At 36.2% G+C, this 18,724-nt stretch carries 16 protein-coding genes and 1 tRNA gene; 5 read left to right on the top strand and 12 right to left on the bottom strand.

The features are described from left to right. Window positions 1-47: 47 nt before the first annotated feature. From QM481_RS00360 to QM481_RS00350, 3 genes are all read right to left on the bottom strand, one after another. Window positions 48-2,051, bottom strand: a complete 2,004-nt coding sequence (locus QM481_RS00360; protein ID WP_283380206.1) for an OmpA family protein — start codon at window positions 2,049-2,051, stop codon at window positions 48-50. Window positions 2,052-2,441: 390 nt separating this feature from the next. Continuing rightward, a complete protein-coding gene (rpe, locus tag QM481_RS00355) occupies window positions 2,442-3,101 on the bottom strand; it encodes a ribulose-phosphate 3-epimerase (protein ID WP_166578047.1) in 660 nt (219 codons plus the stop codon). Between the two features lie 48 nt (window positions 3,102-3,149). Continuing rightward, window positions 3,150-3,704, bottom strand: a complete 555-nt coding sequence (locus QM481_RS00350) for a porin family protein (protein WP_283380205.1) — start codon at window positions 3,702-3,704, stop codon at window positions 3,150-3,152. Between the two features lie 212 nt (window positions 3,705-3,916). Here QM481_RS00350 and ligA point away from each other — a divergent pair, with 212 nt between their 5' ends. The 4 genes from ligA to QM481_RS00330 all read left to right on the top strand — a co-directional run bounded on the left by ligA (window position 3,917) and on the right by QM481_RS00330 (window position 7,818). Next, window positions 3,917-5,920 carry an NAD-dependent DNA ligase LigA gene (ligA, locus tag QM481_RS00345; protein ID WP_283380204.1) on the top strand — a complete coding sequence of 668 codons (2,004 nt, stop codon included), beginning with the start codon at window positions 3,917-3,919 and terminating at the stop codon, window positions 5,918-5,920. Between the two features lie 69 nt (window positions 5,921-5,989). Beyond that, on the top strand, window positions 5,990-6,871 hold the full coding sequence (gene dapA / locus QM481_RS00340) for a 4-hydroxy-tetrahydrodipicolinate synthase (protein WP_166549353.1): 882 nt from the start codon (window positions 5,990-5,992) through the stop codon (window positions 6,869-6,871). A gap of 169 nt (window positions 6,872-7,040) precedes the next feature. Beyond that, entirely contained in the window at window positions 7,041-7,343 is a 303-nt protein-coding gene (locus tag QM481_RS00335) for a Dabb family protein (protein WP_166549352.1), read from the top strand. Beyond that, window positions 7,324-7,818, top strand: a complete 495-nt coding sequence (locus QM481_RS00330; RefSeq protein ID WP_166549351.1) for a hypothetical protein — start codon at window positions 7,324-7,326, stop codon at window positions 7,816-7,818. The genes QM481_RS00335 and QM481_RS00330 overlap by 20 nt, the downstream gene beginning before the upstream one ends. A gap of 140 nt (window positions 7,819-7,958) precedes the next feature. Here the strand turns inward: QM481_RS00330 and QM481_RS00325 are convergent, their stop codons facing one another. From QM481_RS00325 to QM481_RS00315, 3 genes are all read right to left on the bottom strand, one after another. Then, complete coding sequence (locus QM481_RS00325; RefSeq protein WP_283380203.1) at window positions 7,959-8,885, bottom strand: alpha/beta hydrolase; 927 nt, start codon at window positions 8,883-8,885, stop codon at window positions 7,959-7,961. Window positions 8,886-9,137: 252 nt separating this feature from the next. Beyond that, entirely contained in the window at window positions 9,138-10,202 is a 1,065-nt protein-coding gene (locus QM481_RS00320; RefSeq protein ID WP_283380202.1) for a hypothetical protein, read from the bottom strand. 257 nt (window positions 10,203-10,459) lie between these two features. Then, on the bottom strand, window positions 10,460-10,801 hold the full coding sequence (locus QM481_RS00315; protein ID WP_283380201.1) for a hypothetical protein: 342 nt from the start codon (window positions 10,799-10,801) through the stop codon (window positions 10,460-10,462). Window positions 10,802-11,042: 241 nt separating this feature from the next. On the opposite strand from QM481_RS00315, the gene QM481_RS00310 reads away from it, so the two are divergent. Continuing rightward, window positions 11,043-11,654, top strand: a complete 612-nt coding sequence (locus QM481_RS00310; RefSeq protein WP_283380200.1) for a hypothetical protein — start codon at window positions 11,043-11,045, stop codon at window positions 11,652-11,654. Between the two features lie 151 nt (window positions 11,655-11,805). Here QM481_RS00310 and QM481_RS00305 read toward each other — a convergent pair whose 3' ends face one another. The 6 genes from QM481_RS00305 to QM481_RS00280 form a co-directional block, all read right to left on the bottom strand. Beyond that, window positions 11,806-14,319, bottom strand: a complete 2,514-nt coding sequence (locus QM481_RS00305; RefSeq protein WP_283380199.1) for a M14 family metallopeptidase — start codon at window positions 14,317-14,319, stop codon at window positions 11,806-11,808. 60 nt (window positions 14,320-14,379) lie between these two features. Next, on the bottom strand, window positions 14,380-14,586 hold the full coding sequence (locus QM481_RS00300; RefSeq protein WP_283380198.1) for a hypothetical protein: 207 nt from the start codon (window positions 14,584-14,586) through the stop codon (window positions 14,380-14,382). A 206-nt stretch (window positions 14,587-14,792) separates the two neighbouring features. Next, window positions 14,793-14,864 (bottom strand) — tRNA-Glu (locus QM481_RS00295). A gap of 1,152 nt (window positions 14,865-16,016) precedes the next feature. Continuing rightward, window positions 16,017-16,880: an aldo/keto reductase gene (locus QM481_RS00290; RefSeq protein ID WP_283380197.1), complete on the bottom strand. Its 864-nt coding sequence runs from the start codon at window positions 16,878-16,880 to the stop codon at window positions 16,017-16,019. Between the two features lie 22 nt (window positions 16,881-16,902). Further along, the gene (locus QM481_RS00285) at window positions 16,903-17,652 is read right to left on the bottom strand and encodes a hypothetical protein (RefSeq protein ID WP_283380196.1); all 750 of its coding nucleotides are present in this window, start codon (window positions 17,650-17,652) and stop codon (window positions 16,903-16,905) included. Window positions 17,653-17,684: 32 nt separating this feature from the next. Then, entirely contained in the window at window positions 17,685-18,404 is a 720-nt protein-coding gene (locus QM481_RS00280; RefSeq protein WP_283380195.1) for a formylglycine-generating enzyme family protein, read from the bottom strand. Window positions 18,405-18,724: the final 320 nt, after the last annotated feature.

Below are 18,724 nucleotides of genomic sequence, written 5' to 3'. Positions count from 1 at the left end.
TTAAATTAGTTAAACTCTCTTTTACAAAAATAATACCAGAAAGGAGTTTAAATTTTGACAATAGTCACCTCAACCCTTCTATTGAGCTTGCGTTTTTCTTCGGAATTGTTGCTTGCTACAGGTCTTGTAGAGCCATAGCCTTGGACTTGGATGCGTTTTTCTTCAATACCATTTTTTACAAGGTAACCTTTCACTTCGGTAACACGTTGTTTCGAAAGCTTTAGGTTTTCGTTCCAATCGCCTTGATTATCAGTATGCCCTTCGAGCATAATTTCCATTTTAGGATTTTCTCTCATTGTTGCCACAATGTGATTTAATTCTTGGAAAGAAGCTGGCAATAATTCGTATTTACTCTGTTCAAAAAACACACTGTTAAGCGTAATTTTTTGTCCTGCGGCAATTGGGTAAAGGAATAAATTCTTTTTGACTTCATGAAAATCTTTTTCATTCTCAAAGTCAAGTACTTCTGATGATGATAAATACCCTTTTTGTGAGGCAGAAATCGTATATTTTTTCTTGGTTGGTAACATAAACTTATAGTCTCCTGTAGCTGGGTCAAAGGTGACGCATACTGTATCTCCGTCCATAGTTGACTGTACTTTTACCTTGGCACCAACTGGCTTTTTGTCTGCCGAATTGTACACGCCGCCTGATACTTGTACGACTACTTCGGGTTTGATTGCTTCTGGGATTTTCAACTTAAAGATATCTTCTTCTCCGAGTGATTTTTCTTGAGAAGAAAAATACCCATAATCGCCTACTGCCGAAATCGTGAAATAACCATCCCATTCGGAGGTATTGATCATCGGACCAAGATTTTGTGGTTCAGACCATTTGGTCCACGATTCATCTAGTCTTCTTGTAACAAAGAGGTCGTTGTTACCGTATCCTGGAAAACCTTTTGTGGAGAAATACAAGGTTTTAGAATCAGCTGCGATAAAGGGCATTCCTTCATCCTCAGCTGTATTGACACTTTTGCCTAAGTTGACAGGTTTAGACCAAGATTTGTTGTCTTGTAAAAAGCTTACATACAAGTCTTTTCCTCCTTCGGTATCGTCCAATTGCGCCGAAATAAGAAGGATTCTTCCATTAGGAGCAATAGAATATTCGGCATATTCAGACTTGTTTTTGAAGTCGGCAATAGCTACTTGCTCAGGGAAACCCCAGCCCGAAGCTGTTTTTTGAGAGATAGAAATACCTTTACTCATCTCACCATTAGGCATATACACATTGTTGAGTAACAAAGTTTTACCGTCGGGATAGATAGCACAAATGGCATTATGCTCTGAATTATTGATTGGTTCAGGAAACGGTTTGGCAGGTCCCCAAGTTTTGTCGGCTTGAAGCTCAGAAAACCAAATATCTTGCTTTTTGGCAAAACCCACATTGGCGGGGTGTTTCCAACGAGTATAATAAAGCGTCTTGCCATCAGGGGCAATAACAGGTGCTAGTTCACGAAATTCTGAATTGATATTTTTTCCTAAATTTTCTTTCACTATCTGACTTGGCATATTGCTAGCCAAATTGATAGACGCTTTAATGGGCTGGTCAGATTGCGATATACCGATGGCATCTATCTGATTCCATCCTTTTACTTTGGAAGTATTAAGACTAACTCTAACCGATCTAACTTTGAATGTCGTTAATTGATTGAGTATCAAATTTAACATTTTGCCTAGCTCATTTGTAGGAGGCGTGTTATTTATCCAAATAGGATGAAGGTTGTTATTTTCATCAAAAACATCTACATGAGAGATAGCTCCTTGCCCAAAATTTTCAGCAATAACAATCTGGCGAACTGGCATAATGGTGTCAAAACTAACAATGATGAATTCTTCATTGATAGAGTTGTTTTGGGTCATAGGCTGCCAAGCACAAACCGAGTAGCCCACCTGAGGAAGTTTGTTGGGTTTTCCTAAAGCTTGTATTGCACGGTTTTCTTTGGTAGTTTCTTTGTCAACATACTCACTTGAGAATGCCACTACTTTACTGGCCCAAAATGTTTTTTGTGCAAAAAGAGGAAGATTTATAAATGCAAATAGTATGAGCAAACGGACTCTATTCATAGACAATCATGAAGACGAAGAGGCTTCGATATTTAATGACTTTGGCGTAACCTTAAAAACTGTGCCAATGTTGTACATCTAAGAGGTAAAGTTAATGTAAAAAAACTTTTATTATGCTAAAATGATATAATTCTGCGAGGGATTTAACTATTTTTAATGGAATATGAAGAGATAAAACGAAAATAGATTTTCTGAAAATAGAAGCGTTAGAGAAGATATAAAGGGGAAGAAAGTTTTTATTGAGCAATGATGCTACAAAGGCGAGATTATTTTTAGAGGAATGCTTTGACGAGAATTTATCTTGAAGATTAGTACTTAACCGTAGGCGATAGGCTTAAGTTTACGGCATAAAGCCTATCGCCTACGGCTAAATTACTAAATCTGAATATTTTTCAAATTAGCAATTGTTGCCTGTGGGTCTGGGGCATTGAAAACAAAACTTCCAGCTACCAATGCATCCGCACCTGCTTCAATTAATTTAGTACCAGTTTCTTGATTTACACCACCGTCGATTTCAATAATTGTATTCAAACCTCTTGAATCAATCATTTGACGCAAACGACGAACTTTATCATACGTAGATTCAATAAATTTCTGACCACCAAAGCCTGGGTTTACCGACATCAATAATACCATATCACAGTCAGGTAAAATTTCATCAAGCACCGAAAGCGAAGTGCCAGGGTTTAATACCACACCAGCAACGCATCCTAACGATTTGATTTGTTGCAAAGTACGATGGATATGAGTACATGCTTCGTAATGTACTGTAATATTGGTTGCACCAATTCTTTTGAATTCCTCCAAATATCTATCTGGTTTTTCAATCATCAAGTGCACGTCTAACGGTTTCTTGGCATGACGATTAATTGCCTCGATTACAGGCATACCAAAAGAAATATTCGGTACAAAAGCACCATCCATAACATCGATATGAAACCAGTCTGCTTGCGAGTTGTTAACCATTTCTACATCTCGCTGAAGATTCGCAAAATCCGCCGCTAGTACTGACGGAGCAATAATGATATTTTTCATGCCGCAAAATTAAAGGAATCTTTAGCAGGAAAAAAGAAAAAAGAGGTATTATCGGATAAGATAAAGTGCAGATAGTGTGACTTGCGTTAGTCGATAACCTTCTCCCATAGGTCGAGGGGCTGTCCAGACATTGGCGGAGGTTTGAAAGATTGCTTCCATTCTCAAATGTTTCTGGATTTTAAGACCAATCCCTAAGTTTCCTCCGAAATCATACGTTTTTTGAGAGGTTGTATAGGTAAATTCTCGCTCTAGCTGATAGCTGGCATAAGGACCAACAACACAATAAGCTTTGGAATCGCCAAGGTTAATTTTTGCCAACAACGAAAAGTCAACATAGGGAGATTGAAAAGTAATCCCTCTTCTTTTGAATCCTTTATTCGTATATAAAATTTCTGGACTTAAAAGTACATCACTTGTTAATGGCAGTTGACCAAAAACGCCAAAATGGAAAGTATAGATATTATTATTAGGATCATTAATTAAGCCTGTTCCTGCGTGAGAAGCTGCATTACCACCCGCTTTTATCCCAAAATTGACACCATCTTGAGCGAAAGCTGTCAAACAGACCACGAGGAGGTAACAAATGAGTATAAACTTTTTCATAAGGATTTTTATTTTCTACTTGGCACTAAACACTAAAGGTTCGAACAAAAGTATAACATCAAAGGTCTTGTAATCAGCACTTCTTTGTAGGAGAAGCCTTTTTGCTTAAAGTATTTGAAGCAAAAATCTGATTTTTGAATTATCTTGGTCAAAAATTAGACCGAAAACATGAATCTATCTCAAAAAATAGATTTTACTAGAAATATACGAAAATGAGTCCGCAAGAACAGATTAATTCCCTTACTGATAAAATAAATTATCACAATCATTTGTATTACATGAAGTCAGAAACAGAAATTTCTGACTTCGAGTTTGACCAATTGCTTGTTCAGTTAAGAGCTTTGGAGGAGCAATATCCCGACCTAGTTCGTGAGGATTCGCCTACACATAGAGTAGGAGGGACTATTTCGAAGGAATTCGAATCTGTAACGCACCGTTTTCCGATGCTTTCTTTAGGAAATACTTACAACGAACAGGAGTTATTGGATTTTGACGAAAGAGTACAAAAAGGATTGGACGGACAATCTTATGAGTATATCTGTGAGCTGAAGTTTGATGGCGTGGCACTATCAGTTTGGTACGAAAACGGAGTTATTACCCGTGGTGTGACCCGTGGTGATGGGGTGCGTGGCGACGATATTACTGCCAATGTAAAAACGATTAGAACATTGCCTTTGAAAGTAATGGCAAACGGTTTTCCGACGCAGTTTGAAGTTCGAGGAGAAGGATTTTTGCCATTAGCTTCTTTTGAGGCTATTAATAAAGAGAGAGAAGATATTGGCGAAGCACTTTTGGCCAATCCAAGAAATGCAGCCTCTGGAACTTTCAAAATGCAGGATTCTTCTGTGGTGGCGAAAAGAAAACTCGATTTTTATGTATATCAATTTTTGTCAGAAGAGACTGTTTTTGATACACACGAGGAAAGTTTACACTGGTTAAAGTCGGTAGGTTTTAATGTTTCTGATACTTGGGAAAAGCATGATACGATTCAAGGAGTTTTAGGTTTTATTGAAAAATGGGAAGAAAAACGTCATGAGTTACCCTTAAATACAGATGGAATCGTTATTAAAATCAATTCTTTTGCCCAGCGCGAAGAATTAGGTTTTACGGCAAAGTCGCCAAGATGGGCAATTGCCTACAAGTACAAGGCAGAATCTGCCACTACAACGCTAGAATCGGTAAGCTATCAAGTGGGTCGCACAGGAAATATTACCCCAGTTGCCAACTTAAAACCCGTTTTGTTGGCAGGTACAGTGGTGAAACGTGCCAGTGTTCATAATGCGAATGAAATAGAGCGTTTGGATTTGCATATCGGTGATACTGTTTTTGTAGAAAAAGGAGGGGAGATTATTCCGAAAATTACGGCAGTGGACATGAGCAAGAGAACTGAAGCACTTGAAGCTGTGCAGTTTCCTCACCTCTGTCCAGAATGTAACACCGAATTGATTCGTAAAGAAGGAGAAGCCAACCATTATTGTCCTAATGAAAAAGGCTGTCCACCACAAATCAAGGGTAAAATTGAGCACTATATTCAGCGTAAAGCCATGAATATCGAAAATATTGGTGCTGAAACAATAGATACTTTTTATACAAAAGGTTTACTGAAAAGTCCTGCCGATTTGTATGATTTGAAATATGAAGATATTCAAGGAATGGAAGGGTTTAAAGATAAATCTATCAAAAACATTCTTTCAGGAATTGAAAAATCAAAAGAGATACCTTTCAAACAAGTGTTGTTTGCCATAGGAATTCGATTTGTTGGGGCAACAGTAGCTGAAAAACTTACCGCCCATTTCTTGACTATTGAGGCGCTTTCTGAAGCTACCTATGAGCTTTTGATTGAAGTGCCAGAAATTGGGGATAGAATTGCTCAAAGCATTATTGCTTACTTTGCCGACGCTGACAATCGCCAGTTTATTGCTCGTTTACAACAAGCAGGATTACAATTTGAGCATATTCCTGCTGAAATTGTTGTCGAAGGAAACGCTTTGGAAGGAAAATCTTTTGTAATTTCGGGTGTTTTTCAAAATTTTGGAAGAGACGAGCTCAAAGTTAAGATAGAAGCCAATGGAGGAAAAGTCCTTAGTGGTGTATCTAAAAAGCTTGATTTCTTGCTAGCAGGCGCAGAAGCTGGTCCTTCAAAAATCGAAAAAGCACAAAAACTAGGCGTCGCTGTTATTTCTGAGGAGGATTTCTTAGGAATGCTCGAAGTCTAAAAAACGAGAATTTTATTAAAATTTCTGGGGTATTGAAAACAATACTCTGCCAAACTCAAATCAATTATAATGAGACCAAAATTTCATGGTGTAGCTCCCGCATTAGTAACGCCAATGCATGAGGATGGGAGTATTAACTACGATGGGTTAAAATCTTTAATCCAACACGTAAGCGACGGAGGTGTAGATTATTTGGTTGTTCAGGGAACAACAGGTGAGTCAGCAACAACTTCTAAAGACGAAAAGAAACGTGTCTTGGAATTTGTCAAGGAGCACAACTACAAGAACCTTCCAATCGTGTACGGTGTAGGTGGAAACAACACGCCAGAAGTGGTCAAATATTTGAAGGAAGTAGACTTGACAGGTGTAGACGCTATCTTGTCAGTATGTCCATATTATAACAAACCTGGCGCTCGTGGTGTGATTGCGCACTATACTGCCATTGCTGATGCTTCACCAGTTCCTGTGATTATGTATAATATTCCAGGTCGTACAGGTATTAATATGTCTGCATCAACAACCTTGACGCTAGCTCAGCATCCTAACATTATCGGTATCAAAGAAGCATCTTGTATTATCGAACAGTGTATGGAAATCTACAAAGGAAAGCCAGAAGACTTCTTATTGATTTCAGGTGATGATGTGCAGGCGGTTCCAATCATCGCTTGTGGTGGTGTAGGGGTTATGTCTGTGATTGCAAATGCTATTCCTACCAAATTTACTAACATGATTCACGCAGCCTTGGATGGTGATTTCAAAGGTGCACGCGACGTTTTGGGTGATTTCTTAGCAATTGACCCATTATTGTATGAAGAAGGAAATCCAGTAGGAGTTAAGAAGATTCTTGAAATTAAAGGTCTTGCTGAATCTCACGTTCGTTTGCCATTAGTGAAAGCTTCGGAAGAACTAGGCGAAAGAATGAAAGTGGTTTTGGCCAACGATAACTTATAGTAATTTTTGTCGCCTCAAGCTTTTGCTTGGGGCGATTTGCATTTTGTGAATGCAGAGTTAGTGAATTGTGCTTGATTTTACCAAATGCTTTTTTACTTAACGCCTACGGCTTACAGCCTAAAGCTTTATGATGTAATAACACTTTGTTACCTATAAATAAAACTTAACTATGTTCGTTCATATAGTAAACTTCTGGTTGAAACCAGATTTGTCGGCGGAGGATCGTCAAAAATTTGTAGAAGGTGTAAGTTCACTTGGAACTATCGAAGGTTTGGTAACATTCAACGTAGGTACTCCTGCCGATACTGACCGTCCTGTGATTGATAAAAGTTATGATTATAACCTTTTAACAGTTTTTAACAACATAGAAGGACACGATAAATACCAAGTTGACCCAATCCACCTTAAATTTGTGGAAGAATGTAAACATCTCTGGGATAGAGTACTAATTTATGATGCAGAAAGTATTTAATAATCCAATAGGAAAAGGGCTGGCTTCGATATTATTTATCGGCTTAGTGTTGTCTTGTAACAAACCACCCTCAACGAGTTCTTACTATCGTCCGAATTACGAAAGAGGAGGTTATGACTCTGGTGTTGGCTTAAATTTTGGTATTGATGAAAAATATCCTATCGAAATTTTGCAAGGAACAGACAAACCTGCAAATGCTTTTGAGGAGATAGAAAACCTAAAAATTGAGGGTGAATATCCGCTTACAACTGACCAAGAATATAAAGGTCGTATGTTGAAAAGAGGAAATGATGAGCAACAAAAAAGAGACTTGTTGAAACAAATGGTTGAAAAGGCACAGGATTTAGGTGCAAGTGGCTTAATGAATGTGAATTATAAAGTATTCTCTACTGCTACAACATCAGGCTATATTTTGACTGGAAAAGCTTTCAGATATGTAATAAAGCCACAAGTAAAACCTGCTAAGAATTACTAACAGTATTTATTGAGTGAATGGTGGTTTAGTGAATGAGTGATTTTTTAAAATTCATATTAAAAATAATCACTCATTCACTAAACCACTAAATCGCTCAATTAGAGATAACTCTATACTCAGCTCAACATAATTACCCTATCTTATTTACAAAAATTATAGGCTGCTGATAAATGATTCTTTTTACCAGTTTCAAAAACTGTATGTTTCTGATAAACCTTTCCTTTCAATACATCATTCATAAAAGTTAAGATATAAGCTTGATTTTTATTGAAAAGCTCAGCGCTATATTCATGACCTCCACCGCAATAGCTATATAAATGTGTCATCCCTTTCATACTTTTCAAATGATTGAAAATGGAATAAGACCCAAATAGCATCAACCATCCAGATGAATTTACAGGACAATAATGGTGAGCAGCCGTACCATAAGGAACAGTTACGTCTCCGTTACCATGAAAGAAAAACATAGGAATTTTATTTTCCTTAGTGATAAGATTTAAGTCCATAATGGCACCTGCACCAGAAATCAAACCTGCATATTTGAAATTTTCTGGAAGCGTTTTTCCGTACATCGCCATCAATTTTTGATTCCAAAAAGCAGCGTGCAAGACCGTTTCTCCACCTGCACTAGAACCAGCAATAAATATTTTTTTAGGGTTGATATGATATTTTGTAGCGTTATTTAAAAAGAAAAGCGTCGAAAGCCATAAATCGTTAGCTCCATAATTGAATGCTTTGATTTTTTCTGGTAAAACTCCATCGCAACTAAACTTTTTGTTTTTCATGTATAAGGTATAGGTAATCGTAGCTGCCGCATAGCCGTTTTGTGCCATGTATTTGCAAAAGGCGTATCCACCATCACGTGTTCCTCCTGAGAAACCTCCTCCATGAACAAATATTACCAAGGGAAGATCTGTATCGGATGCAATATTTTCAGGAAGAAATAAATCTAAGTCAAGGCTTAATGTATCGTTTTTGAAATAGTTAATAGTTTGTTGTTTTTGAGAAAAGCTTTTAACTCCTATTAAAAAGAAGAAAGCAAACATACATAGTTTTTGGATTTTCATATAATTCTCAGATTTTGTTTGTTCAGCTACACATAGCATAGTGGCCAAATATACCATCTTTTGAAGAAAACATTTTCCTGCTTTACCCCAACTTTACCCAAACATCTATAAAGAAAGACTAATTACTCATAAAGTAGAATTGTGATTGATAAATGGTGAAGGTAAAATTTGGCGTATAAATAACCTATATCATAAACTCCCCTTATTACAGGATTAACACCATTAAACTTTTTGCTGATCGCATAAAGCCAATTATTTAATTTCATGACCATTCTCATCATAATCTTTACTTTGAGTTGGATTACCATCGATGTCAAACGTTTGGGCTCTTCCTATGATGCGGTCATTTTGGTAGTAGGCAATATGTCTAATTTTACCATTAGGGCGATAGGTTATTTGGGTAAAGAATTTTCTTCTTGGGTCATAGAGCTTTTCGAAATCTATTCTTCCTGATTGGTCGTATAATCTGTGCAAGATTAAATCTCCTTGTTTGTTATATACCTGAAATAATCTTACCTGAATTCTATGAAAAATAACCTCCATAGAGTCCAGTGACTTTGTATTCAATTCTAAATCATAAAACCTTCGATCAAATGTGGTGTCATAATAGCACCTTCGAGAATCAATATTTTTTCCTTTATCATAAAAAGCATCTTCCTTTATCAACCCTGTTTTATAATACCATTGTGAATGTCCATCTCGACTACCATTTTGATAAAATTCACTACACATTAACTGTCCGTTTGGATACCAAATTTTTCTCTCACCTTCCAACATTCCATTTTTATATTGTTCAATAACTTCTAGTTGACCATTTGAATAATATTCCTTCCGTATCTGATTCGTAAAGATTGGAACCTCATGATCGTACACCTTCTGAAGTTTTTTGATTAAGAGGGAAGCGTTTGGATATTGCCATTCTCTGTAACCATCTTTGTCTTTATATTTAAAATCATGATTACACGCACCAATATATATTTCTCCGTTGTAGTCATATCCAAATAGAACCCATTCTTGTCCAACAAATATGCCCATTTCACAAGAAGTTTCTTTGCCAGTTTCATAAATTTCTGTTCTTGCGCTACCCTTGAATAATTCCAGAATTTCGATTTTTAATTGACCAAGAGCTCCATTGCCTTTTTCGGCCTTTCTCACAATTTTACTGTCAAGTATTTTTACATGAGCTATAAAAGCATATTTCCCCATTTCAGAAATGTTATCATATTTATATCTGAAAACTGAACCTGCACAAACACAAGCAGTTAATCTTGTGGGAAGTAAGAGAGTTAAGAGAACTATCAAGAGGATGTATTTCATTGATTAAATAGGGTTTTACTAAATTACAAGATTGTATTTTCGTAATTTGATGAATTTATTAGAAGTTAAATTATGCTTTGTTGGCACTTCAGATAAGCAAATGCTTGACTGACAGGAATTTTAAACTGTTTAACGTTAAATGATATACGTTTATTATTCAATTGTCATGAATATGCTACAGTGAATTATGAGCTATAAATAAGATATCTTATCGCTAAATTTCGAACGTTTCTTACCGATAGAATGAGTAAGGAAGATTAGTTTTTCGGAATATATTTTTTGATAAAACCTTCAATAAAATCTGTTCCTGCATAGCCAATCCCTATAAGTGTTAGAATAGTACTTTTTACCTGTTCTGGACTGGCAAAAAGGCTAGTTTTAAAATCAGAGAGGGATATCAAACCAATTATACCAGCCACAAATCCTATAATGACACTTATGACAAATCTGTTTATTTGAAATAATGAGCTTAGAGGCAGTTTTTGATTTTCTGCTTCGTCAAAAAGTTTTTTGTAACCAACCAAAAACCGTAAAAGTTGTCCTACCAAACCGAGTAGACCAGCAGTAAGTAAATCTGAAAGGATCATTGAGCTTGACATGATTATAAAGGGGATGTTGAAGTTTTATTTCTAAATCAAATATCACCGAATATCCTGTATAAAAGGATGAGTTATCACATTCCGTATCACAAGTTCAAGCTAATATGTTTGAGGGTAATAAACAAAGAAGGTTGTCAACTTTTATTTTTTGGTATATTGTTTAACAAAAAAGGTATTTTCGTAAAATATCATTAATTTTCGATGTTAAACTAAGCGATAATAGATAATCATTTTTATATATATGACATTATCAGGTGTAAAAAATCGACTATACCCTTACAAGCAAATATTACCCCTGATTTTGCTATCAGGCTTTGTGCTAGATGCACTTTTAACAATGGCGACCGGAACTATAGACGTTTCAGGAGAAGTATTCGAATATACTCCATCATATAAAAATTATCTTGGAATGGGGGCTCTTGTACTCAATGTATTTGTGTACAGGTATTTCCGATCATTTTATAAGTATTCTTTGGTATCGACACTCTTTGTAGGCTTGTTTGGGATTATTATATTTTCAGCTGTTTCAACCAAAATAGGAATTAATTTTGGTCGAGTAGGTATCAAGCTTGAGGTTACTAGTCTACTAGCTATACTTTTGACTTATATGCTAAATTTTGATAGAGCCAATTTTTATATAATTAACTTTTTTAGTAATTCTCAGACACCAGAGCAACTTGAAAAATATCAGAAAGCAAAGTTTGATGAAGAAGTTGAAGTGTTTAGAGAAAAATTCAGGCTTTATCCTGATGAATCTCTAATTGCTATCCTAGAAGCTTCGAAGTTTGTTCCAGAGGCGAAAGAGGCAGCAAGACAACTTTTAGCAAGTAAAATAAATAAGGAAAAATTATGAGAAATTGAATCCGTTGAATGGAGGAGAATTACATAAATGCACTCGGACTTATCCTTTATCAATCACTTTAAAATTTAATGCGGAGCTGTGGCTAAAATATAATTTAACCACAACTCCGCATTAAGTTATCTATTTCGCTTAGATTGTCAGATTAGTTACCTAATACAAACACAGCATTTCCAAATAGCAATTTACCATTTTGCCAGAAACCCCTAAATAATGGGTTATTGGCTAGATATACGACATTACCACGACCCATATCTTGTACGCCCCAAATCAATGAATTTTTTAATTTTTCCTGAGCTTTCACACCTGCAAAACCAGCGATTAAATCTTTTGACTTAGTCACACCAACATTCCAGCCATCGTTCAGATATTGGTAAGCTGCTCCTTCTAACACTAAACTGAAGTAGTTATTGCTGTAGCCAAATGACAATGGGTGAGTGGTATCCATGGTTACACGGTAAATGCTACCAGGGGTTTCTTCCGAAATTGATTCACGCTCAGCATTACCGTAAATTTTTAGTTTGCTATCATCAGATTCTTTCTTTTTCTCTTCTTCTTTAGCTTTCAATTCAAACCCTTCTTTTCCTGCCAAAGCCTTCAATGCATTTTCAATAGCGATAAGTCTACCGCCATTGCGAACCCATTCTTTAATTTTTCCTAAAGTAGACTCAGTCAAAATTCTGTTGTAGTTACCTCCAGGCAAAATCAATACATCAAATTGTGAAAGATTAGTACTTCCCAAGGTATTTTCTGGTAAAATAGTAATTGGATATTGAATTTGTTGGTCGAAGAAATGCCAAACTTCACCAAAGCCTGTTGTACTAATACCTTCGCCCGCTACAGTTGCCACTTTTGGCATTTTTAAGAAAACTACATTTTCTGAACCAAAGTCAGAACCTTTCGTTGCCATACCTGTCGTAACGGCAGTTAGTCCAACGCCTAATTTGGTCGCTTCATCAGTCAAGATTTTTTCAAACTGAGCCCCCAAACGCTCATTACCTGTACGTGTAATCACTAGCGTTCCTGCAGGATAGGTTTGCCCTTCAATTTCGAAAGATTTAGCAGCACTACTCACTTTGATACCTCTTTGCATGATTGCAGACAAGAATTTTAGATCGGTAAATGACTGCCATCTTGCCAAATAGGCATACGCATTGTCGGCTTTTGTAATTTTGTTTTCGAAGTTTACCTTACCACTTGGGTTCAGACGGTCTTTCAAAGCATACGCCTTCAAACCATACGCATAAGGCAACGACCATGAAGTAATATCATAAGTCATCGAATCTTCCACCATGGTTTTTGGTTCCATCAAAATCTTCAAGAACATCGAGCGAGGCTGATAAAGATTGAATACAACATCTTCTGCCTCAACCTTTACAAAACCTGATTTATCATCATGGTAGCTGTATCCGTTAGCCATATAGTCTTTTCCTGCAACACCATATTGGAAACCTTCTTTATCCAAATAATTCAAAAACTCTTTCACACGAGCTTCTTCGCCCTTAGTTTTGATTACATACGATTTGTATGGACCAATAGGATTTTTTGAAGTATTGTCATGAAACTTAATAAATTCAGTCACTGCTTTATCAGCATTAGCCGAAATTGCATCTAGGCAAGCAAAAGAGGTGCTAAAGTGATGGTCAATTCTTTGTTTTAAGGTTAAAGTATCACCATCACGCTTTACAATACCCAAGCCAGCACGTCCCGAACCACCTTGTTCGTATGTCATACCAAAGGCACCATTATAAGTAGGGTAGGTATCGCCATAAGAAGGGTAAAGTAGGTCAAAACGCTCTTTTGAAAAATACAACCAACCATTTTTATCAAAATCCTTTTTATTGTAGTCGCCAATAATTTTCTGGAATTCACGTTGCCAAGCCGTAATATCTTCATGATAAGGCTTTGCCGCAGGAGAAAAATAATAAGGCGATTCTACACCTTGCTCATGGAAGTCGGCGTGCAATTGTGGCATCCATTGGCGATACAAAGCCATTCTTTCTTGCGATTCTTTTTGGACTTGCCATGCCCAGTCACGGTTCAAGTCAAAAATATAATGATTAAAACGACCCCCTGGCCAAGGCTCTTGGTGTTCCCAAGCAGCGGCGTTAGCATTGTATTTTGCCCCCACTTTTTGGTTGTACCAGTTGGCATAACGATCATAGCCATCAGGATTGATTGATGGATCGAGAATTACAACAGTATTTGCCAAAATCGCTTTACTACGAGCCGAATTAGGGTTTAATAATTCATGAATAACGAATGGAGCCGTGTTTGTGCCACAAGACTCATTACCATGTACATTATAGCTCATCCAAGCAATAGCAGGTTGTTTGCGAGCGCTAGGTTTACCATCCAACAAGCCAATTGCTTTGAGATTATTAGTACGAATTTCCTCTAAAGCTGCAAAATTTTCTGGCGAAGCAACAACAGCTGCAATGAGTGGACGACCTTCATTTGTAGAACCATACTGAATTAATTTTACTTGAGAAGGATTTTGAGCAGCTACATATTCATAATAGCTCACCACTTGGTGATGTCTCAAAAAGCGGTCTCCTTTTTTAAATTTCAAATATTCCTCAGGTGACTGCAATTGGGCTTGCGAAGTAAAACACAGCAGCAGGAACATCATAAGGTTGATGAAAGTAGTTTTTTGCATGATGTATAAGTTTATATGATAAGAAAGCTCAAATATAAGCAATAAGACGTTTTAAGCAATCTATAATTGGATAGAGTAGGCAGTCTTCTGATGTTTGTCCGATTCTTTCCCATTAAAGCACTGTTCTTTAGAATTCCAATGTTTTCGATGAAGTTTAATTTTAGTAGAGAATGGAACGGACTTTTCACCATCAACTCTTATTTCACAATAGATAACGCCTTGGTCTTTAATAGCACCTTCACGAAACCAATAATAAAATGACATCATGTTGATAGGGGTGTAACTTACATTTCTAGGTGGGTAGTTGTTTGAATTTTTAACATATGTAAGTAAAATAGTTAGTAAATCTTAAAATATGCCTTGGTTGCACGTATTGAAGCTTTTTTTGAAGGATTCAGCATGAAGAGGGAATATGCTAAAAACAAGAAAAGCGAGCTAAAAAGCTCGCTTGCAAGTCATTGAGAATTTCTGTGTAGTCCGTACGGGAATCGAACCCGTGTTTCATCCGTGAAAGGGACGTGTCCTAACCCCTAGACGAACGGACCTAATGGGGACGAAATTACAAAAGCTATTTGCTTGTTGTTTTTCGTGATGCAAAATTAGTAGGTTTAATCATACGATGCAAACATTTGTCATAAAAAAGTATAATTTTTTTTATCTTTTCACGTTAAAAACTTTCTAATCATTGTACAATTCCCTGATTTACAAAAGTATATCACCCCTAATACTGCCTTATTTTTGTGTTTCTAAGCATCCTATCGATCCATCCTTCTCAATCTTTATAATTTAACTTGCACTATCATCAGACTTTGCGAATCATTTGCTTTTTTACCGAGTACTCTTAGGTATATCTTGCTGAATTTATCTACAGATTTATTCACCTAAATCTACACTCAAATATCCCATGGTAAACCGAATGAATCAATTGGATCATCCCCCTATAGAGTATCTAAATGAAACTACAAAGAAAAAGTACTGGATGATTACAAAATTGAGAAAGCCAAAGCCAAAGAACCTGTGTCACTGACAAAGGAAGAAATGGATAAAACGGAAGTTTTAGAGCTATCACCTATCCAACGTTTATCGTTTCTATATGGATTAAACTAAGCCGTAAAATGACCGATACAAGCTGTAGTATTCCTCTAAAGCTCAAAACACTTGAAATTTTCTATAAATATGGAGAACTAGCATTGATGCCTAAACTATCAAATTATAGACTTAACATTCATCTTAAGGCGCTAATAAAGTTGGCTAATATCAAAAGGTATATGAATTTCATACTTCACAAAGGAACTTTGTGTATTATTCCTTGAACGAATTGACAATGTCAGCCGCGACCATTCAGGCAATGGTCGGATGGAAAAATACCAAGCAGCTTTCAAGGTATGCCAAAATAAAAGACTCCACAATTCAGAAGCAGTTTTTGAAATAAGGTAATAGTAAAAACTAATTATCCTTCATTCGGTAATAGTAACTCAGTTACAGCAGAAGGTACGCATACCTTAGAAGCAAGAGAAAATAGTAGAAGAGGTTATTAGAAAAGCACTGTAAACGTATCTGGAGGTTTCTGGAATAGCACAGGGCTGACATAAAATAGTAGCAAAGAGAGTCTAATTTAAACAGACTCTCTTTGCTAAAAAAAACTAATTACCTATGAATGAGCAAAGTATGGATAAAATACTTAACTACCGAGTTATTTAGATTCTTCCTCCAAATACTGGAAAAACACTAAACTCTCCATAGTTTTCAATAGGACTTATTCTTTTCAGGAAGTCCATATCTTCTTTTTTAATTTCAAAATCTATTTGAGTATTAATTTTCATTCGATCTGGATTGTCAGTTTTAGGAAGGGGCAACATCCCTAATTGTAAACAGTAGCGAATACTTAGTTGTGCTATTGAAACATTATATTTATTTGCTACCACAGCAATTTCTTTATTCTTTAAAAGTTCTCCATGTCCAATTGGGGAATACGCTTCTACAAGAATTCCTTTCTCTTGTGTGTATCTAATCAAATCTAATGGCGTATTACTTATGTGAGCTAAGATTTGGTTTACCATTGGAGCGATTGAGCACGATTCTAAAATATTATCTATATCGCTTTCTTTAAAGTTAGACACGCCTATGGCGCGAAGTTTTCCCATTTTGTAAGCTTCCTCAAACGAGCGCCATACTTCAGCATTTGCCTCAAAATACTGCTCTTGCTCATGGAATTTTTGCCATGGCTTTGGACTGTGTATGAGCATTAAATCGATGTAATCAAGTTGCATATTATGTAATGATTCATCTATTGAAAGTATAGCATCTTTGTAGGACTTTATTGCTGCATCAAGTTTGGTAGTCACAAATACTTCAGACCTTTTGACGTCAGAAATTCGTAAGCCTTCCCCAATACCACGCTCATTTCCATACCCTTGGGCTGAGTCAATATGTCTGTAGCCAATTTCAAGGGCTTTTTTTACCGTTTGAGCAGCTGTTGCATCACTAATTTCCCACGTCCCTAAACCTAATTTAGGTATTTCAACTCCGTTCGAGAGAATGTAATTTTCATTGAAAATCATAGTTTTAGAATAATTTTGAATTTTAAAATGTATAAGATAAGGTGGTATTCCAAATGAAATTCTTACTTGGAATATCGGAGTTTAGTTTTTTATTTAAGAGAGAAGAAATTGAAAAAGGAAAGCCTTTTTTAGACAAGGTGATTGAAGTATTTGCATAAAAACCATCTAGGTTATCATTTTTTAGATAGTATATCTGTGGGTTTATTTTAACATACAAACCGCCTCCTAAACCTAAATCCGAAAAGTTGCCATTTATTCCTAAGAATTGTGATTGTCTCAAATCTATGTTGTAGCCACGAGATAATTGGTAGTATATACCTATGCTAACTTTCTTTGAAAGAGAATAGCTTGGTGCTATCGCTCCTACAAAAAAACGTGCAGTGGTAAAATACTCTTTGGTTATTCCTCCTACATTCAGATAGCTTGTACTAAAAAGAAAACCTGGATGTACTCCCACTCCAAGGTTAAATTTGGAGGATTCAATTAACTTATACTTCAACCAGAAAACAAAGTACCAAGGTTTGGCATCCTCAAGACCGAAGGCTAATTGAGGTTCAAAGCTAAATTTATTTTTTCGAACAGCTAAATCAAATATTGTAGCTGGTTTTTCGAGACTAAAGGCTGGCACCAACGAAATACCATTATTTGTTGCAGAAATAGCCCCTGATACAATGATTTTGTTAGTTGTTCCCTGTTGGATTGTGTCATTTTGTGAATACGCAACTATGCTAGCTAGCCATAAACACAAGTATAATGTGATGCTCTTTTTCATAAAATAATTAAATCTATTTACTCTTGGTCATTTTAGTACAAACAAAGTCTCATACCTATACTAGAATCGGTAACCGAAGTATAGTAACCATATCGAAAAGAAGGAGAAAATCGTTCTTCTTGAGCATAGTACCAGCTACCACCTCTTTTTATCACAAGCCCTGAGCTTTTATTGCTCGTATTCAAAGGATTTGTTTGACTCTGAGAGCTGTATGGAGCGTAATAGTCTTCGACCCACTCCCAAACATTCCCAGACATATCGTATAAGCCCAATTCGTTAGGAGCTTTGCTCGCAACGGGGTGAGTTCTATTGGTATTTCGTCTAGTCCAAGCAACTGAATCAAGATGATCACTCCCTGAATATTTGAACCCTTTACTTTTGTTACCACCTCTTGCTGCAAACTCCCATTGTGCCTCTGACGGTAAATGAAATGCCTTATCATAAGGAAGTTGTTTAGTATCGTGTAGTATTTTGTTTAACCGATTGATGAAAGAGTGACACTCTTCCCATGTTACATTGTCTACAGGTAAGTTGTTACCACTAAATTCACTTGGATTTGCCTTCATGACTTTTTCCCATAACTCTTGTGTTACTTCAGTTTCTCCAATGTGATAGTCGCTCAATATGACTTCATGTTGAGGCATCTGATCTTTGTTGTCATTAGAACCCATGAGAAATCTGCCGCCCTCAACAAAAACCATTCTGAAAGAGACATTATCAATGCTGTATTTAATTGAATTTGTTGTATCCATTTTTTGTCTATTTTTATTTTCAACAGCACACTCGTCACCTACACTACTTTTGTTTTCACAAGATGCCGTAACGAAAAAAAGTATTGCAACTGTAGTTAGCATAATCACCTGATTGATATTTAGTTTTTTCACGTATAAATCAATATTATTTTCATCGAAATAAATATTTCAAGCTTTATGAAGCGATTAATCTAGATTGTTAATTATTTTGCTGTCCACCATAAAACCATCTGTTTATCAGTCTATTATGCTGCTAGTTTCTTGTCAGAAGAAATACTTTCATTTTGACTGATACAAATATCCGAAGCTCAAGACATCTA

Source organism: Flectobacillus rivi, assembly GCF_030056655.1.
Classification (GTDB): Bacteria; Bacteroidota; Bacteroidia; order Cytophagales; family Spirosomataceae; genus Flectobacillus; species Flectobacillus rivi.
The sequence above is the reverse complement of the archived record's forward strand: the minus strand, read 5'-3'. Positions and strand labels throughout refer to the sequence as shown.

Excerpts from the sequence above, each read along its gene's own strand:
- QM481_RS00315 (WP_283380201.1), bottom strand. The coding sequence starts at position 10,801 with ATGTCAAGCTCAATGATCCTTTCAGATTTACTTACTGCTGGTCTACTC.
- dapA (WP_166549353.1), top strand. The coding sequence starts at position 5,990 with ATGAGACCAAAATTTCATGGTGTAGCTCCCGCATTAGTAACGCCAATG.
- QM481_RS00320 (WP_283380202.1), bottom strand. The coding sequence starts at position 10,202 with ATGAAATACATCCTCTTGATAGTTCTCTTAACTCTCTTACTTCCCACA.
- QM481_RS00290 (WP_283380197.1), bottom strand. The coding sequence starts at position 16,880 with ATGATTTTCAATGAAAATTACATTCTCTCGAACGGAGTTGAAATACCT.
- QM481_RS00310 (WP_283380200.1), top strand. The coding sequence starts at position 11,043 with ATGACATTATCAGGTGTAAAAAATCGACTATACCCTTACAAGCAAATA.
- ligA (WP_283380204.1), top strand. The coding sequence starts at position 3,917 with ATGAGTCCGCAAGAACAGATTAATTCCCTTACTGATAAAATAAATTAT.
- QM481_RS00285 (WP_283380196.1), bottom strand. The coding sequence starts at position 17,652 with ATGAAAAAGAGCATCACATTATACTTGTGTTTATGGCTAGCTAGCATA.
- QM481_RS00280 (WP_283380195.1), bottom strand. The coding sequence starts at position 18,404 with ATGGATACAACAAATTCAATTAAATACAGCATTGATAATGTCTCTTTC.
- QM481_RS00305 (WP_283380199.1), bottom strand. The coding sequence starts at position 14,319 with ATGCAAAAAACTACTTTCATCAACCTTATGATGTTCCTGCTGCTGTGT.
- QM481_RS00325 (WP_283380203.1), bottom strand. The coding sequence starts at position 8,885 with ATGAAAATCCAAAAACTATGTATGTTTGCTTTCTTCTTTTTAATAGGA.
- rpe (WP_166578047.1), bottom strand. The coding sequence starts at position 3,101 with ATGAAAAATATCATTATTGCTCCGTCAGTACTAGCGGCGGATTTTGCG.
- QM481_RS00335 (WP_166549352.1), top strand. The coding sequence starts at position 7,041 with ATGTTCGTTCATATAGTAAACTTCTGGTTGAAACCAGATTTGTCGGCG.
- QM481_RS00330 (WP_166549351.1), top strand. The coding sequence starts at position 7,324 with ATGATGCAGAAAGTATTTAATAATCCAATAGGAAAAGGGCTGGCTTCG.
- QM481_RS00350 (WP_283380205.1), bottom strand. The coding sequence starts at position 3,704 with ATGAAAAAGTTTATACTCATTTGTTACCTCCTCGTGGTCTGTTTGACA.
- QM481_RS00300 (WP_283380198.1), bottom strand. The coding sequence starts at position 14,586 with ATGATGTCATTTTATTATTGGTTTCGTGAAGGTGCTATTAAAGACCAA.